At 64.7% G+C, this 15,663-nt stretch carries 11 protein-coding genes; 7 read left to right on the forward strand and 4 right to left on the reverse strand.

The window, feature by feature from the left end:
- The first annotated feature begins 1 nt into the window (after position 1).
- The 6 genes from KOL99_RS13815 (at position 2) to KOL99_RS13840 (ending at position 12,760) form a co-directional block, all read left to right on the forward strand.
- Positions 2–7,312: a beta-ketoacyl synthase N-terminal-like domain-containing protein gene (locus tag KOL99_RS13815; RefSeq protein WP_216511032.1), complete on the forward strand. Its 7,311-nt coding sequence runs from the start codon at positions 2–4 to the stop codon at positions 7,310–7,312.
- A 183-nt stretch (positions 7,313–7,495) separates the two neighbouring features.
- Positions 7,496–8,539: a 3-oxoacyl-ACP synthase III gene (locus KOL99_RS13820; protein WP_216511033.1), complete on the forward strand. Its 1,044-nt coding sequence runs from the start codon at positions 7,496–7,498 to the stop codon at positions 8,537–8,539.
- Complete coding sequence (locus KOL99_RS13825; RefSeq protein ID WP_216511034.1) at positions 8,536–9,438, forward strand: alpha/beta fold hydrolase; 903 nt, start codon at positions 8,536–8,538, stop codon at positions 9,436–9,438. Before KOL99_RS13820 ends, KOL99_RS13825 begins: the two co-directional genes overlap by 4 nt.
- Before the next feature lie 3 nt (positions 9,439–9,441).
- Positions 9,442–11,091 carry a fatty acid CoA ligase family protein gene (locus KOL99_RS13830; protein ID WP_216511035.1) on the forward strand — a complete coding sequence of 550 codons (1,650 nt, stop codon included), beginning with the start codon at positions 9,442–9,444 and terminating at the stop codon, positions 11,089–11,091.
- On the forward strand, positions 11,079–12,071 hold the full coding sequence (locus KOL99_RS13835) for an NAD-dependent epimerase/dehydratase family protein (protein WP_216511036.1): 993 nt from the start codon (positions 11,079–11,081) through the stop codon (positions 12,069–12,071). The genes KOL99_RS13830 and KOL99_RS13835 overlap by 13 nt, the downstream gene beginning before the upstream one ends.
- Positions 12,068–12,760: a 4'-phosphopantetheinyl transferase family protein gene (locus KOL99_RS13840; RefSeq protein ID WP_216511037.1), complete on the forward strand. Its 693-nt coding sequence runs from the start codon at positions 12,068–12,070 to the stop codon at positions 12,758–12,760. Before KOL99_RS13835 ends, KOL99_RS13840 begins: the two co-directional genes overlap by 4 nt.
- Positions 12,761–12,837: 77 nt before the next feature.
- Here the strand turns inward: KOL99_RS13840 and KOL99_RS13845 are convergent, their stop codons facing one another.
- From KOL99_RS13845 to KOL99_RS13860, 4 genes are read right to left on the reverse strand one after another with little or no spacing between them, the layout of a single operon-like run.
- Positions 12,838–13,227, reverse strand: coding sequence for a type II toxin-antitoxin system YhaV family toxin (locus tag KOL99_RS13845; protein WP_216511038.1), 390 nt, complete (start codon positions 13,225–13,227; stop codon positions 12,838–12,840).
- Between the two features lies 1 nt (position 13,228).
- Entirely contained in the window at positions 13,229–14,095 is an 867-nt protein-coding gene (locus KOL99_RS13850) for a hypothetical protein (RefSeq protein WP_216511039.1), read from the reverse strand.
- 8 nt (positions 14,096–14,103) lie between these two features.
- On the reverse strand, positions 14,104–14,370 hold the full coding sequence (locus KOL99_RS13855; protein ID WP_216511040.1) for a hypothetical protein: 267 nt from the start codon (positions 14,368–14,370) through the stop codon (positions 14,104–14,106).
- 30 nt (positions 14,371–14,400) lie between these two features.
- The gene (locus KOL99_RS13860) at positions 14,401–14,691 is read right to left on the reverse strand and encodes a hypothetical protein (protein WP_216511041.1); all 291 of its coding nucleotides are present in this window, start codon (positions 14,689–14,691) and stop codon (positions 14,401–14,403) included.
- Between the two features lie 203 nt (positions 14,692–14,894).
- Between KOL99_RS13860 and KOL99_RS13865 the strand changes: the two genes are divergently transcribed.
- Positions 14,895–15,515: an OmpH family outer membrane protein gene (locus KOL99_RS13865; RefSeq protein ID WP_216511042.1), complete on the forward strand. Its 621-nt coding sequence runs from the start codon at positions 14,895–14,897 to the stop codon at positions 15,513–15,515.
- Positions 15,516–15,663: the final 148 nt, after the last annotated feature.

A 15,663-nucleotide genomic window follows, 5' to 3' on the forward strand; every position in this document is an offset into this window, starting at 1 on the left:
CATGAAGCAGCAGTCGCCTTCCGTGGCAATCGTCGGCCTGGGCGGGATCTTTCCCGACGCGCCGGAACTGACAACTTTTTGGGAAAATATCCGTAACGCCAAGAGCGCCGCGCGCGAGGTACCGGCCGGACGCTGGGCCCTCGCGGCTGACGCTGCCTTCCATCCCGAGGCGGGCAAGCCGGACCACGTCTACTCCAAGCGTGGCTGTTTCATCGACAGTCTCCCTCCCCTGTCCTCGCTTTCCGGGCTGCACATCGACCCGAAGCTTGCCGACGGGCTCGATCCCGCTTGCCACCTGCTGCTGCACGCCGGCAAGCGCGCCTTCGACAGCGCGGTCACCGCGAAACTGGACCGCTCCCGCGTCGGCGTCATCATCGGCAACCTGGCCCTCCCCAGCGAAAAATCCGCCGAGTTCTCCCGCGCCCTCTTGGGGCGCACCTTCGAGGAAAAGCTTTTAGGGCACGCGGGCAACGACCCGATCCCCAACCCGCTCAACCGTTACGTGGCGGGGCTCCCGGCCGGGCTTCTGTCCGCCGCGCTTGGCCTGGGCGGAGGGTGCAGCACCCTGGACGCCGCCTGCGCCTCCTCGCTCTACGCCATCAAGCTCGCCTGCGACGAACTTCTTTCCGGCCGCGCCGACGCCATGCTGACGGGTGGCCTGTCCCGTCCTGATCCGCTCTACACCCAGATGGGCTTCGCCCAGCTGCGCGCCCTGTCCCGGCGCGGCATCTGCTCCCCCTTCGACGCCTCCGGCGACGGCCTGGTGGTGGGCGAAGGCGCCGGCATCTTCGTGCTCAAGCGCCTGGACGACGCCATCGCCCAGGGCGATCGCATCTATGGCGTGATCAAGGGGATTGGCCTCTCCAACGACGTGGGCGGCAGCCTCCTGGCGCCCATGGCCGACGGGCAACTGCGCGCCATGCGCGCCGCCTACGAGAAGGCCGGCTGGCAGCCGCAGGACGTGGACCTGATCGAGTGTCATGCCACGGGTACCCCGGTCGGCGACGCCACCGAGGTCGGCAGCCTCAGGGAACTCTGGGGCGACGCGTCAGGCAAGGGATGCGTCATCGGCTCGGTAAAGTCCAACATCGGGCATCTCCTCACCGCCGCCGGTTCCGCCGCCTTGACCAAGGTTCTCCTGGCCATGGCCGAGGAAACCCTGCCGCCGACCGCGAACTTCAAACAGGCGCCGGAGAACTTCCGACTTGATGAGAGCCCGTTCCGCGTTCTGCAGGGGGCGACCCCGTGGCAGCGCCGTGCCGACGGCGTCCCCCGCCGTGCCGCCGTCTCCGCCTTCGGTTTCGGCGGCATCAACGCGCACCTGCTGGTCGAGGAATGGCTCCCCACTGGTACGAACGCCGTTGCCGCAGAGCCGCCGAAAAAGGGTGGTCCGGTGGCGGTGGTCGGCCTCGACGCCCGCTTCGGCAAGTGGCAGGATCTGAAATCCTTCCAGGCTAGGGCCCTCGGCGGTGACGCCGACGCCAAGACCTCGAACCCCAAAGACTGGTGGGGTGCCGAGCAAAGCGCCTGGTTCGCCACCGAAAAGCTGAAGGACACCCCCTTCTCCGGCTACTACCTGGACGAGTTCGCCCAACCGACCGACCAGTTCCGCATCCCGCCCAAAGAGCTGGAGGAGATGCTGCCGCAGCAACTCCTCATGCTTCAGTCCGCCGCGGCCGCCATCAAGGACGCGGGGATGGACCGCGGCGACAACCTGCGCGCCGGCGTCTTTGTCGGTATCGCACTTGACTTGAACAGTACCAACTTCGCCTTCCGCTGGACCATCGCGGCGAAGGCTGAGGCATGGGCGCGCCAGCTCGGCCTGCAGCTCTCCCCGGAGGAACTGGAGCGGTGGATTGAACAACTGCGCGACCAGGCCGGCCCTGCACTCACCGCGAATCGGACCATGGGCGCCCTCGGCAGCGTGGTCGCCAGCCGGGTGGCGCGTGAATTCCGCTGCGGCGGCCCCAGCTTCACCATGTCCAGCGAGGAAAGCTCGGGCCTGCGCGCGCTGGAAACCGCCGTGCGCCAGCTGCAGTCCAACGAAATCGACCGCGCCATCGTGGGCGCCGTGGACTTGGCCGGCGATTTCAGGGCGGTCATCGGCCAGCACTTGAACCGTCCCTACTCCGGCTTTGGCAGTGCCACCCCCTTCGACCAGTCCGCCGACGGCACCGTGGTCGGCGAAGGTGCCGCTACCGTGATCCTGAAGCGCCTGGAAGATGCCGAGCGTGACGGCGACCGGATCTATGCCGTCATCGGCGGCATCGGCAGCGCAAGCGGCGAAGTCATGCTCCCCGGCGTCCCCGCCTACCGTCACGCGCTAGAACGTGCCTACGGCGAGGCGGATGTCGCACCCGCAAGCGTCGGTCTCATCGAGGCCCACGGCAGCGGCAACGCGGCCGAAGACCGGATGGAAGCCGCCGCCCTTACTGAGTTCTTCGACGAACCGGGCCCCACGGCACAACCGAGACGTATCCCGGTCGCCAGCGTGAAGGCCGATGTCGGTCACACCGGCGCAGCTTCCGGTCTCGCCTCGCTGGTGCGCGGCTGCCTGGCGCTGTACCAGGAGATCATCCCTGGAACCCGTGCCGGCGAGCGACCCGTCAGCCAACTCTCCGGCAACGGCGCACTCTTTCTCCCCAACGGGTCGCGCTACTGGCTGAGAAACCGCAGCGAAGGCGCACGCCATGCCGGTGTCAGCGTCTTCGGCGTGGACGGCAGCGTAAGCCACGTCGTGCTGCAGGGCTACGACAACGTGCCCGAGCGGGCCGCTATCGAGCGCGTGGCACCGCTTGCCGGCTGGGACGAGTTCCTGTTCAGCGTCACCGGCGCAGATCGCCAGGAGCTCGCTGAAGGCATCAGGCAGTTGCGGGAGACAGCCGAGAAAAGGCCGGCACCCGATATGGCCACCCTTTCCCGGCGCGTCTGCAAGGAAAGCAGCGCTTCCGGCGCACCTTTGGCGGTATCCCTGGTGGCCCGCAGCGCCGACGAGCTCGTTTCCCTCTGCCAGCAGGGAGAGCGGATCCTCCGTTCCGACGCGGCCTACGCGGAGTCGGTGCTGCACCCGTCCCAGCGCGACCGCCTCTTCTTCAACGCCAAACCGATCGGCAAAAACGGCAAGATCGGCTTCGTCTACCCCGGCTCCGGCAATCATTTCGCGGGCATGGGGATGGAACTTTCCGCCCGGTGGCCGGAGGTGTATCGCCGCCAGGACGCGGAGAACCTCTACCTGCGCGAGCAGTTCCAGCCGGAGCAGTTCTGGAACGGCGCGCCCATCGACAGCGTGCACGAGAACCATCTCGCCGTGATCTTCGGGCAGGTGGCCACCGGATGCGCCGTCACCGACGTGGTGCAGCGCTTCGGGATCAAGCCGAGCGCAGTGATCAGCTACAGTCTGGGCGAATCCGCCGGGCTCTTCGCCACCCGCACCTGGACCGAGCGCGACCTGATGCTGACCCGCATGAAGGCCTCCACCCTCTTCACCCGCGACCTGGCCGGCGAATGCCGCGCCGCCCGCGAGGCCTGGGGCGAGCCGGACGGCAAAGAGGTCAACTGGAGCATCGGCGTCGTGGATGCGCCCGCGCGCGAGGTGCGGCGTGCCCTCAAGAAGACCAGCCGCGTCTACCTGCTCATCGTCAACACGCCGGACGAATGCGTCATCGGCGGCGACGTGAAGTGGGTGAAGCACCTGGTAGCCATGCTCGACTGCCGCTTCTTCCCGCTGCAGGGGGTGACCACCGTGCATTGCGAGGTGGCGCGCCAGGTGGCCAACGCCTACCGCGACCTGCATGTCTTCAATACCAACCCGCCGGCCGGCGTGACCTTCTACAGCGGCGCCGCCGGGAGCGCCTACCAGGTGAACCGCCGCAGCGCGGCCGAGTCGATCCTGGCCCAGGCTGTCGAGGGGATCGACTACCCGAAGGTGATCGAGGCCGCGTACGAGGAAGGTGTCCGCTATTTCATCGAGATGGGGCCCGGAGCTTCCTGCAGCCGCATGATCGGGCGCATCCTCAACAACCGCCCACACATGGCCCGCTCGGTCTGCCAGCCCGGCACCGACGCCAACTCCGGCCTGTTGCGGCTTCTGGCCCAGCTCACCGCCGAGCGCGTCCCGGTCGACCTAGAGCCGCTTTTCGTCACTACGCCGGATATTCCGGTGCAGGCCTCGGTACTGGCATCCGAGCCCAAAGGGCTCCGCTTCTCGACCGGAGGAGCACCCTTCGTGCCGGGCTTGCCTCAGGCCGCACAGGTTGCCCAGGTTACGGTTGCTGCAGCTGCACCTGCCGCGGTCAACGCTCCGGCCCAACCGTCTGCCGCACTGCAGCCTGCAGTGAGTCCTGTACCGGGCACTAGCGGCGTGCCGGTAATGCCCGGTACAAATAAACCGGTAAGTACGATTGAAAAAATACCTGCTGCTGCTGGCTTTACGCCCGCTTCTGCTGCTGCGACGGTTGTTAGCGCTGTCCCGCAATCGGTCGTCCAACCGATGCAGGGTGCGGCGCCTCAGGTCAATGCGGCTCAGGCCCCTGTCGCCCAGGCGTCTACTGCTGAGCCGGTCGCCGATCCGCTCTTGAGCGATTTTGCCCGCGCCCGGGATGCGCACCAGCAGGCCCACGATGCCTACCTCCGGGTGGCAAACGATTTGAGCCAGTCAATCGCCGATGCTTTGGCGCTGCAGATCTCCATCCAGGAGCAGATGCTGGCTGCTGGGATACCTCTTGACCAGGATCTGCTGAACCAGTCTGCTTACGCTGGGGCGATGTCCGTGGCTGCACCCGCCGAAAGGCAAATCCCCTCTGTCTCCCCTTCGCAAAGGGGAGGACGTGAGGCGCGTGCTCCGTTTGATGGCGGCAACGCGGCGGTTTCGAGTCCCGCTCCTGCTATGGCTTCAGCACCTGCTACGGTTCCGGATCCGGCTACTGCTACGACACCGGCCCCCTACCCTGGCGCGCTGCCGGCGCTGTACGACTACGATATGTGCCTGGAATTCGCCATCGGTTCGGTGGCCAAGATGCTCGGTCCCGAGTTCGCCGAGGCGGACAGCTACCCGACCAGGGTGAGGCTGCCGGACGTGCCGCTGCAACTCGTGCACCGCATCGTGGCGCTTGAGGGCGAGCCGAAATCGATGACCAGCGGCCGCGTCGTTACCCAGCACGACGTCCATCCCGGCACCTGGTACCTGGACGGCGGCCGCATCCCGACCTGCATCGCGGTCGAGGCGGGCCAGGCCGACCTGTTCCTGTCCGGCTACCTCGGCATCGACTTCATCACCAAGGGGCTCGCCGTGTACCGGCTCCTGGACGCCGTGGTGACCTTCCACCGCGAGCTTCCCGCGCCGGGCGAGACCATCAACTACGACATCCGCATCGAGCGCTTCTTCAGGCAGGGCGAGACCTACCTGTTCCGCTTCCATTTCGAGGCGACCGTGAACGGGGAACCGCTCCTCTCCATGCGCAACGGCTGCGCCGGCTTCTTCACCCAGGAGGAGCTGGACGCCGGCAAGGGGATCGTGCGCGGCGCCATCGACCTGCGCCCCAAGACCGGGAAGCTGCCGGCGGACTGGCAATACCTGGTTCCCGTGCAGCCCGCCACCTACGCAGCGAGGCAGTTGGACGCCCTGCGCCGCGGCGACCTGGCCGGGTGTTTCGGCCCCCTCTTCGCCAATCTGCCGATGCAGCGGCCGCTCACCATCCCGGGCGGCAGGATGGAGCTGGTGCACCGCGTCATGGAACTGGTGCCCGACGGCGGTCGCTGCGGGCTTGGTTTCATTCGTGCCGAAGCGGACATCCACCCGGACGACTGGTTCATCACCTGCCATTTCGTCGATGACCGGGTCATGCCCGGCACGCTCATGTACGAGTGCTGCATGCACACGCTGCGCATCTTCCTGCTGCGCCTGGGGTGGGTTGCCGAGGCCGACGGCGCCGCCTGGCAGCCGGTCCCCGGTGTCGCCAGCCAGCTCTGCTGCCGCGGCCAGGTGCTGGAGACCACCAAGGTGGTGACCTACGAGGTCACGGTGCGCGAGCTGGGCTACCGCCCCGAGCCGTACGCCATCGTCGACGCGCTGATGTACGCCGACGGCAAGCCGATCGTCGAAATCACCAACATGTCCGCGCGGCTGACCGGCACTACCCGTGAAGCGCTGCTTCAGTTGTGGCAGTCCAACGTGGCGCATTCGCACAATATTGCCCCGGTTACAGTGCAGGCGCCGGCCTACGATCAAAAGCCGGCCATCTACACCAAGCAGCAGATCCTGGCATACAGCAACGGCAATCCGTCAGAAGGATTCGGCGACCGCTACAAGGTCTTCGACAGCGAAAGGAAGATCGCCCGCCTCCCCGGCCCTCCGTTCCAGTTCATGGACCGGGTCACCGGCATCAAGGGTGAGCCGTGGCAGATGGTGCCGGGCGCCATGGCCGAGGCGCAGTACGACATCCCGGTGGACGAATGGTATTTCGCCGCCGACCGTCAGCCGCGCATGCCCTTCGCGGTGCTCCTGGAAGCCGCGCTGCAGCCGTGCGGCTGGCTTGCGGCCTACGTCGGCTCCGCCCTCACCAGCCCGACCGATATCTCCTTCCGCAACCTCGGTGGGACGGCGGTGCAGCATCGCCCGGTGACACCGGAAAGTGGCACGCTGACCGCCACGGCGACACTCACCAAGGCGGCCACCAGCGGCGGCATGATCATTCAGGAGTTCGACTTCTCCGTGGCCGACCGCCACGGCGTGCTGTACGAAGGCGATACCATGTTCGGTTTCTTCGCCAAGGAGGCGCTGGCCAACCAGGTCGGTATCCGTGAAGCCGCTCCCTATCTCCCGAGCGCCGAGGAAGTGGGCCGGGGGCGTTCCCTCCCCTACCCCGAGCAGCGTCCTTTCCCGGACAAGATGCTGCGCATGATCGACAGGATCGACCTGTACGTCGCCGACGGCGGCCCGGCCGGCCTCGGTTATCTGAGGGGGACCAAGACCGTGGTCGCCGAGGATTGGTATTTCAAGGCTCATTTCTACGAAGATCCCGTCACGCCCGGATCGCTGGGGCTCGAATCGTTCCTTCAGTTGATGAAGTTCGCTGCGGTCGAGCGCTGGGGATGGAACGAAGGGGATACCGTCGCGGCGGTTGCCTTGGAGCGCAAGCACCGCTGGCTCTATCGCGGCCAGGTCGTGCCGACCAACAAGGAAGTCACGGTCATCGCCTGGATTACCGCAGTCGATGACGCCAACCGCGTCATCACCGCCGCAGGCTTCCTGTACGTGGACGGCAGGGCTATTTACCAGATGAACGACTTCACCGTGCAGATCGAGCAACCCTAACTGCTGTTCTACGTTCTATGTTCTAGGTTCTACGTTACCCCCCCCTACACCTCGCATTCGCGGTCTTGGGCAGGATACGGTAAATACAACTTCTTTTCTCTGTGACCTCTGTGGACCTCCGTGTCCTCTGTGGTCATGCTTTCGGCTTCTACAGTTTTCAGCTTCCGTTTCTTAAGGTGATTGATGAAGTATTCTAAGGTATATATCGAATCTTTCGGTTACGAACTCGCTCCGGTGGTGGTTACTTCGGACGAGCTCGAGGCGCGGCTGGAGCCGCTTTACAAGACGCTGCACTTTACCCCGGGACAACTGCAGGCCCTTACCGGGATCCGCGAACGGCGCTGGTGGGAACCGGGCTTCCAGCTTTCCAAGGGCGCCATCGCGGCCGGTAAGAAGGCGCTGGCAACGGCGGGCATCTCGCCCAACGAGATCGGCGCCCTGCTCTACACCGGCGTCTGCCGGGAACGCTTCGAGCCGGCCACCGCCTGCCGCGTCGCCGCCGGTCTGGGCGTCTCGGGCAACGCCGCCGTCTACGACCTCTCCAACGCATGCCTGGGCGTATTGAACGGCATCCTGGAAGTGGCGAACCGCATCGAACTTGGGCAGATCCGCGCCGGTCTGGTGGTCTCCTGCGAGAGCGCGCGCGACATCAACGACGTCATGATCGCCAAGATGCTGGAAGACCGCAGCATGGAGAACTTCGCCAGCTCGCTCGCAACCCTCACCGGCGGCTCGGGCGCGGTCGCGGTCCTTCTCACCGACGGCTCCTTCTCCAAGTCCGGCCGCAGGAGGCTCCGCGGCGGCATCGCCCAGGCAGCGCCGGAACACCACGGGCTCTGCCTCTGGGGCATGACGCCGGACGGCAAGGGTGGCTACGAGCAGTCGATGAGCACCGATGCGGTGAGCGTCATGAATTACGGCGTGGAACTGGGACGCCGCACCTGGGACGAATTCCTTCCCGAGGTGGGGTGGCGGGAGACCGACGTGGATCGCGTCATCTGCCACCAGGTCGGCAGCGCGCACCAGAGCGCGATCCTGAAAACCCTCGGCATACCGCTGCACAAGGACTTCACCAGCTACGAGTTCCTGGGCAACATGGGGACCGTGTCGCTGCCGCTGACCGCCGCGCTGGCCGACGAGCGCGAAGTGCTTTCCGCCGGCGACCGGGTTGCCCTCTTGGGTATCGGAAGCGGGCTCAACTGCCTGATGCTGGGAGTGGACTGGTGAGAGACGCAGTGAAAAAATACTACCCCTTCACCGGCCGCACCCTCGACCTCGACGGCCTCGCCTACCACTATCTCGACGAGGGGACCGGCGCGCCGGTGGTCATGGTGCACGGCAACCCGTCCTGGTCCTTCTATTACCGGAACCTGGTGCTGGCGCTGCGCGACAACTACCGCTGCATCGTGCCGGATCACATCGGCTGCGGTTTTTCGGACAAGCCCGGCGACGACCGCTACGACTACACCCTCTCGCGCCGCATCGACGACCTGGAGCGCCTGATCGACTCTCTCGACCTGCAGGGGAAGATCACGCTCGTGGTGCACGACTGGGGCGGGATGATCGGCATGGGGTACGCGAGCCGCCACCCGGAAAGGATCGGCCGCATCGTGGTGCTCAACACCGCCGCCTTCCATCTCCCCAAGGAGAAGACCTTCCCGCTCGGGCTGAAGATCTGCCGCGATACGATGCTTGGCACCCTGCTGGTGCGCGGCTTCAACGCCTTCAGCGTCGGCGCCTCCATCGTCGGCTGCAAGAAGAACCCGATGTCGCAGGAGCTGATGCACGCCTACCGCGCCCCCTACGACTCCTGGCAAAACCGCATCGCCACGCTGCGCTTCGTGCAGGATATCCCGCTCGCTCCCGGCGACCGCGGCTATGACCTCGTCAGCGAGATCGCTAACGGGCTGGATCGCTTCCGCGACCTCCCCATGGCCATCTTCTGGGGCGAGCTCGATTTCGTGTTCGACACCACGTTCCTGGCCGAGTGGCAGCGCCGCTTCCCCAAGGCGCAGGTGAAGAGCTACCCCGATGCCGGGCACTACATCCTCGAAGACATGAAGGAGGAAGTGGTGCCGATGATCGTCCAATTCCTGCAGCAGACCGAGACCGCGGAGACTGCCTGACCGATGGCTGAGACCGAATTCGTCAACATTGCCGCGCACCTGCCGGAGATGGCCAAGCGCCAGCCGGAGACCAGGGCGATCATCTTCCCCAAGGGGAAGCGGAGCCTCACCTTCTCCGAACTGAACCGCATGAGCGATAAGATCGCGCGCGGGCTGATCGCCAACGGCATCCGCAGCGGCGTGCGCACGGTGCTCATGGTGACGCCGAGCCCGGAATTCTTCGCCCTCACCTTCGCCCTGTTCAAGATCGGCGCGGTGCCGGTGCTGATCGACCCGGGCCTTGGGATCAAGAACCTGAAGCAGTGCTTCGCCGAGGCGGAGCCGCACGCCTTCATCGGCATCCCCAAGGCGCACATCGCCCGCAAGCTCTTTGGCTGGGGCAAGGAAACCATCCGCACCTGCGTCACCGTCGGTCCGCGCCTGTTCTGGGAAGGGACCACCCTGGCGAAGATCATCGCCGAGCAGCAGGACGACACCCCTTTCACCCTCGCGCCGACCCAGAAGGAGGACGTAGCCGCCATCCTCTTCACCAGCGGCAGCACCGGCATCCCGAAGGGCGCCATTTACAGCCACGGCAACTTCGCCGCCCAGGTGAAGGCGCTCAAAGAGGTCTACGGCATCGAACCGGGCGAGATCGATCTCCCCACGTTCCCGCTCTTCGCCCTGTTCGCACCGGCGCTCGGCATGACGGCGGTGATCCCGGAGATGGACTTCACCCGTCCCGGCTCGGTCGATCCGCGCAAGATCGTGGGGCCGATCAACGAGTACGGCGTGACCACCATGTTCGGATCCCCCGCCCTCATCAACCGGGTGGGACGCTACGGCGTCGAGCACGGCGTGAAGCTCCCCACCCTGCGCCGGGCCATCTCGGCCGGTGCGCCGGTCCCGGCCTCGGTGCTGGAGCGCTTCACCAGCCTGTTGAACCCGGGCGTGCAGGTCTTCACCCCTTACGGCGCCACCGAGGCGCTCCCGGTCTGCTCCATCGGCAGCACGGAAATCCTTCAGGAAACCCGCAAGATAACGGATGCCGGCGGCGGCGTCTGCGTCGGCCGTCCGGTCGAAGGGATTCGCCTGGAGATCATCCAGATCACTGACAACCCCATCTACGGCTGGGACGATCTGCTGCGCGTCCCCACCGGCAAGATCGGCGAGATCGTGGTGCAGGGAGAGCAGGTGACCCGCGGCTACTACAACCGTCCGGAATCGGACCACCTCTCCAAGATCATCGACCCGGCGACCGGCTCCTTCTTCCACCGCATGGGGGACCTGGGGGGCAGGGACGAGGAAGGACGCGTCTGGTTCTGCGGCCGCAAGTCGCACCGCGTCGAGACCGAAAGTGGCCCGCTCTACACCATCCCCTGCGAGGCGGTCTTCAACACCCATCCCGCAGTCTTCCGCAGCGCCCTGGTCGGTGTCGGTGAGCCGGGGGCGCTCACGCCGGTGATCTGTATCGAACTGGAGAAGGGCGCCAAGGTGGACCGGGAACAGGTCCGCAACGAGCTGAAAACGCTGGCGGAGGAACACATCCACACCCGTTCCATCGAGACCATCCTGTTCCATCCCGCCTTCCCGGTGGACATCCGGCACAACGCCAAGATCTTCAGGGAGAAACTGGCGGTCTGGGCAGCGGAGAGCCTGAAATGCGCGCGCTAGTCACCGGGGGAGGCGGCTTTCTCGGTTCGGCCATCGTGCGGCAGTTGCGTGCCCGCGGCGACGAGGTGGTAAGTTTCTCGCGCGGCGACTATCCCGAACTTGCCGCGCTGGGCGTCGAGCAGCGTCGCGGCGATCTCTCCGACCTGAACGCCGTGGTCGAGGCGGCGCAAGGGTGCGACATCGTCTTCCACGTGGCGGCCAAGGCCGGGATCTGGGGCGATTTCCAGGAATACTACCTGGCTAACGTCGTCGGCACCGAGAACGTGGTCGCAGCGTGCCGCATCCTCGGCATAAGGCGCCTGGTCTACACCGGGTCACCGAGCGTGGTTTTCGACGGATCCGACGTCGAAGGCGGCGACGAGTCGCTCCCCTACCCCACCCATTTCGAGGCGCCCTACCCGCACACCAAGGCGCTCGCCGAAAAGGCGGTACTCGCCGCCAACTCGCGCGCCCTCTCCACCGTTTCGCTGCGGCCGCACCTGATCTGGGGTCCCAACGACAACCACCTGGTACCGCGCATCGTTGCCAAGGGTCGCGCCGGCGCCTTGAGGCGCATCGGCACCCGTACCTGCCTGGTCGATACCGTCTACGTGGAAAACGCCGCCGAGGCCCACCTGAACGCGGCGGACCGGCTCACTGCCGATGCCCCGCCGGCCGGGAAGGCATATTTCATTTCCAACGGTGAGCCGATCGCACTGTGGGAGATGGTGAACGCGATACTCGACGCGGCCGGCGTAGCGCCGGTCACCCGCACCATCCCTGCCGGAGTCGCCTACGCCGCCGGGGTTGCCTGCGAAATGGCATGGAAGACCCTGAGGCTTGCCGGCGAGCCTCCCATGACTCGCTTCGTCGCCAAGGAGCTTGCCACCTCCCATTGGTTCGACATCTCCGCGGCCCGCAGGGAGCTCGGCTACTCACCGCGCATCTCGACTCAGGAAGGGTTGAGGCTGCTGCGCGAATCGTTCGAGGCAGGGGCTTGACCCCGGTCGCCGGACTGGAGGCGGTACGCGCACACTACCGGCTCGAACCGCTGCAGCGGCCGGATTTTGAGAAAACGCGGTTGATCGGTCATTTGAACGATGCGGAGCTCAGGCGCGGCGCGAGGTTGCTCGATAGCAGGAAGCGCGAAGAGTTCCTGGTAGGAAGGGGCTTGGTGCGGGAAATCCTGGGCGGCCTCACCGGCGAGGAACCGGGCCGTCTCCAGGTAGTGGAGGGCGAGTTCGGGAAACCCTATCTGCCGGCCCCGCAGCGCGAAGATGGCTTGCGCTTCAATGTTTCCCATGCCGGCGGATTCCTGCTGATCGCTGTGTGTTACGGCGCGGAGATTGGAGTCGATCTGGAGGAAGTGCGGCAGGACCTGGCGTTTCGCCCCATGGCGGAGCGCTATTTTTCTGTGCGGGAGCGGAAAGAGCTGTTCGGGCTGGAGTCTGGGCAGCAGTTGGAGGCCTTTTACCGTTGCTGGACCAGGAAGGAAGCTTATATGAAGGGGACCGGCAGCGGTTTCTCGCAGCCGTCCACCGGGTTCGACGTGTCGCTGCGGCCGGGTGAACCGGCGGCCCTGTTGTGGCATCAATCGGACCCCGCCGAGATCGAGCGCTGGCGCATTATGGACCTGGCCGTCCCCGCCGGTTATTGTGGGGCTTTGGCAATGCAAAGGCAGGGCGAATAATTATTCGCCCCTACAGAGTCCCATCCTTCCCATCCTTCCCATCCTTCCCATCCTTCCCATCACTCCCATTGTCCACCCTACTTCCCCTTCCCCCTGAACGCCCGGTACGCCTCCATGTGGCTTCGATACTTTACCAGGCTCACCTCGCTGTTGAGCCATGCGTAGATGATGGCGTTGGTCTCCTTGTCCCACTTGAAAAAGAGCCGGTGCTCCTTGGTCGGCTTGGCCCGGCGCCATTGCCGGTAGGCATGCCCCTCGGCCTCCCCCTGGTAGTACCCGGCGTGCTGCGGGTCAGCTGGTATCTCGTCCTTTATGGCCCGGTACACGCGCGCCAGGAGCTTCGCCTGGGGCGAATCCTTGTAGGTCTGCGGGCTCCTCTCCTTCTCCTTGGCCACCACGACGATCAGTTCGTCCAGCACCTGTTCGAAGGCGGCGTGAAAGCGGATGCGCGACTCGTTGCTGACCATCTTAGACCTCCACGTCCCTGATCAGTTCCTCGATCAGCTTCATCTTGTCGGGATCCGGAACCTTGATGGTGTCGGCGCTGCAGGCGAGCTCCCGCTCCATGCAGTCGTACAGTTCGTACAGGGTGCCGTTCTCGACGGAAAAGGAGAACGCGTCGAAGATGCGGGGATGGCAGGCCATGGTCGACAACCTCTCGGAGACAACGTCCTCGTAGTAGGTGGCGACCAGGCTGTCCGGGAGCACGAAACGGTAGTGGATGAAGGCGGAGTCCTTGCCCCGAACCAGCTCATAGCTGTAATGCTGGAGCATGACGTCGGTCTCGGAAAAGGCGGTCCCGATTGAGCTCAGCACCGTCTTCAGGTCCTGCTCCGCCAGCCCCTGGCGAGCCAGCGCTTCGGTGACCGCCTCGTAATCCCCCTGGCGCGGGTGACGCACCCCTTCGTGATCCTCCTGCCACTGGGACAGCAGTTTGTTCAGCAGCGAAAACCTCCCCGTCAGCGGGGCGATACCGATGGCGGCATTGAGCAATTTCGATTCTTGCGGCGCCCGATCCAAGGCGAGCAGGGCGTACTTGGCGGCGTCGTTCCAAAGGCAGGATTTTTCCAGGGCGAAGGCGTAGTACATCAGGGATAGGTAGGAATCGGAGTGCTCGATGGCCTGGAGATACTGGGCGTGCATCGAGACGATGTCGTGTTCCAGGCAGGCCACCAGCCCAAGCAGGGCGTGGGCAGACGCCGGCTCCTTTTTCAGCAGCGTCTGTGCCGCCTTCTTGTACTTGGCCAGCTTGTGCCCCTGGGTCACGTCCCTACGCGTGAAGCTACCCAGTTCGCGCAGAAGCTCGCCGAAATCGGGCTGCCTGCGGAAGAACATGGCCCGGCTCAGCTAAGCGCCGTGCCGCAGAACCTGCACGAGCTCTCGCGCCATTTGCTGAACTCGCTGCATTTCGGGCACTGCCGATAGTGCCCCTGCACCGTGCGCAGCGGACGCTGAAAGAGGGTGATCATGACGGTGGGAGCGAAAAGAGCGTTCAGCAAAAACCACAGCACAGGGTTGCGTCCCTTGCTGTAGGCGACATAAGCGCCGATGGTTCCAGGCAGGAGGAAGAAAACGACGACGAATCCCCATTCCATCATGTTGCTAGGCATGTACGCTCCAGTGTTCGTGTAAAGGCGGGATCAGGTTCTCGGTTCGGTCCTGGTGATGGTGCTGCGCAGCTCGAGCCCCAAAAGCCCTGCGGCTTCGTGGACCGCGTTCAAGTAGCGCTCCTTGAAGTGCGGCAGGGCGTCGGTCGGGCTGCCGTCCTCATCCCAGGGAAGCTCGGTGCGCGACAGCACGATCATGATCTCTTCCAGCGCGTCCCTTTGCCTTCTCAGTTCGCGGATCTCTTGCACAGCCTCGCGCAAAAGCTCTGCCGTGGCCGGATCATCGGACGTCGCCGCCTGCAGCTTGTGTAGTATATCGGTCATCGGTAGCTCCTCTTGAGTGGTGGCATGGTAACAGTGAGGCGTATACGAGTCAACAGCCTTTATAGGCACGATTTGCCGGCTCTTTCCCTCCCCTTGACGCCACTACTGCGCATCCTTACGTATTTCTTTTAATTGCCAAAGCGTAACAAAGGCTTTATGCTCTCCCAGTCGCAGTCACCACTACTCAAATAAAGGACGATCATATGACCAAGTTCGTGACACTACTTCTCGGCTCCGCCCTCACCTCCCTCATTGCCGCCAACGGTTTTGCCGCTGAGGCTGCCCCCGCTGCAGCTCCGGCAGCGGCGCCTGCCGCGGCGGTCGTTCCGGCTACTCCGGCTACGCCGGTCAAAGACGCAGATGCGGGCGCAGTCAAAATCGCGTTCATCGATATGGCCAAGGTCGCGTCAGAGTCTCCCGAAGGCAAAGCGGCTGGTGAATCGCTGAAGAAGAAGTCCGAGCAGTTGCGCGCCAAGCTCGATGCCAAGACCAAGCAACTCGAGAAGCAGAAGGCGGCCATCGAGGCCAAACTCCCCACCATGACCCAGAAGGAGCGCACTGCCAAGGCGGCCGAGTTCCAGAAGAAGGTCGAGGAGTACCAGAAGCTGGCGCGTGCAAGCGAATTGGAGGTTAACCAGCTGCAGGACAAGCTGACTACCGAAATCGGCGGCATCATCAAGAAGGCTGCCGGTGAGTACGCCAAGGCCAACGGCTACCTGCTGGTGGTCGAGGAAAAAGGGGTGCTGTTCGCGGATGAAAAGGTGAAGCCCAAAGACATCACCGAAGAGGTCGCCGCCGAGCTTTCCAAAAAAGGCAAGAAATAGCCGGTCTGCCGAACAACCGCATCAACCTCACCGTTTCATCGTTTCGCCGCCTCGGATTCCCTGGCGGCGAAACTTTTTCCTGCTTCAGCCTTTACTCCTCTGTCCTCAATAAAAATTAACGTCTGTTAAGAAAAAAATACGATTGTTG

Source organism: Geomonas azotofigens, from assembly GCF_018919395.1.
GTDB lineage: Bacteria > Desulfobacterota > Desulfuromonadia > Geobacterales > Geobacteraceae > Geomonas > Geomonas azotofigens.

Bases quoted from the DNA above. Each gene is read 5' to 3' on its own strand.
- KOL99_RS13815 (WP_216511032.1), top strand. From the start codon at position 2: ATGAAGCAGCAGTCGCCTTCCGTGGCAATCGTCGGCCTGGGCGGGATC.
- KOL99_RS13820 (WP_216511033.1), top strand. From the start codon at position 7,496: ATGAAGTATTCTAAGGTATATATCGAATCTTTCGGTTACGAACTCGCT.
- KOL99_RS13865 (WP_216511042.1), top strand. From the start codon at position 14,895: ATGACCAAGTTCGTGACACTACTTCTCGGCTCCGCCCTCACCTCCCTC.
- KOL99_RS13835 (WP_216511036.1), top strand. From the start codon at position 11,079: ATGCGCGCGCTAGTCACCGGGGGAGGCGGCTTTCTCGGTTCGGCCATC.
- KOL99_RS13830 (WP_216511035.1), top strand. From the start codon at position 9,442: ATGGCTGAGACCGAATTCGTCAACATTGCCGCGCACCTGCCGGAGATG.
- KOL99_RS13855 (WP_216511040.1), bottom strand. From the start codon at position 14,370: ATGCCTAGCAACATGATGGAATGGGGATTCGTCGTCGTTTTCTTCCTC.
- KOL99_RS13850 (WP_216511039.1), bottom strand. From the start codon at position 14,095: ATGTTCTTCCGCAGGCAGCCCGATTTCGGCGAGCTTCTGCGCGAACTG.
- KOL99_RS13860 (WP_216511041.1), bottom strand. From the start codon at position 14,691: ATGACCGATATACTACACAAGCTGCAGGCGGCGACGTCCGATGATCCG.
- KOL99_RS13845 (WP_216511038.1), bottom strand. From the start codon at position 13,227: ATGGTCAGCAACGAGTCGCGCATCCGCTTTCACGCCGCCTTCGAACAG.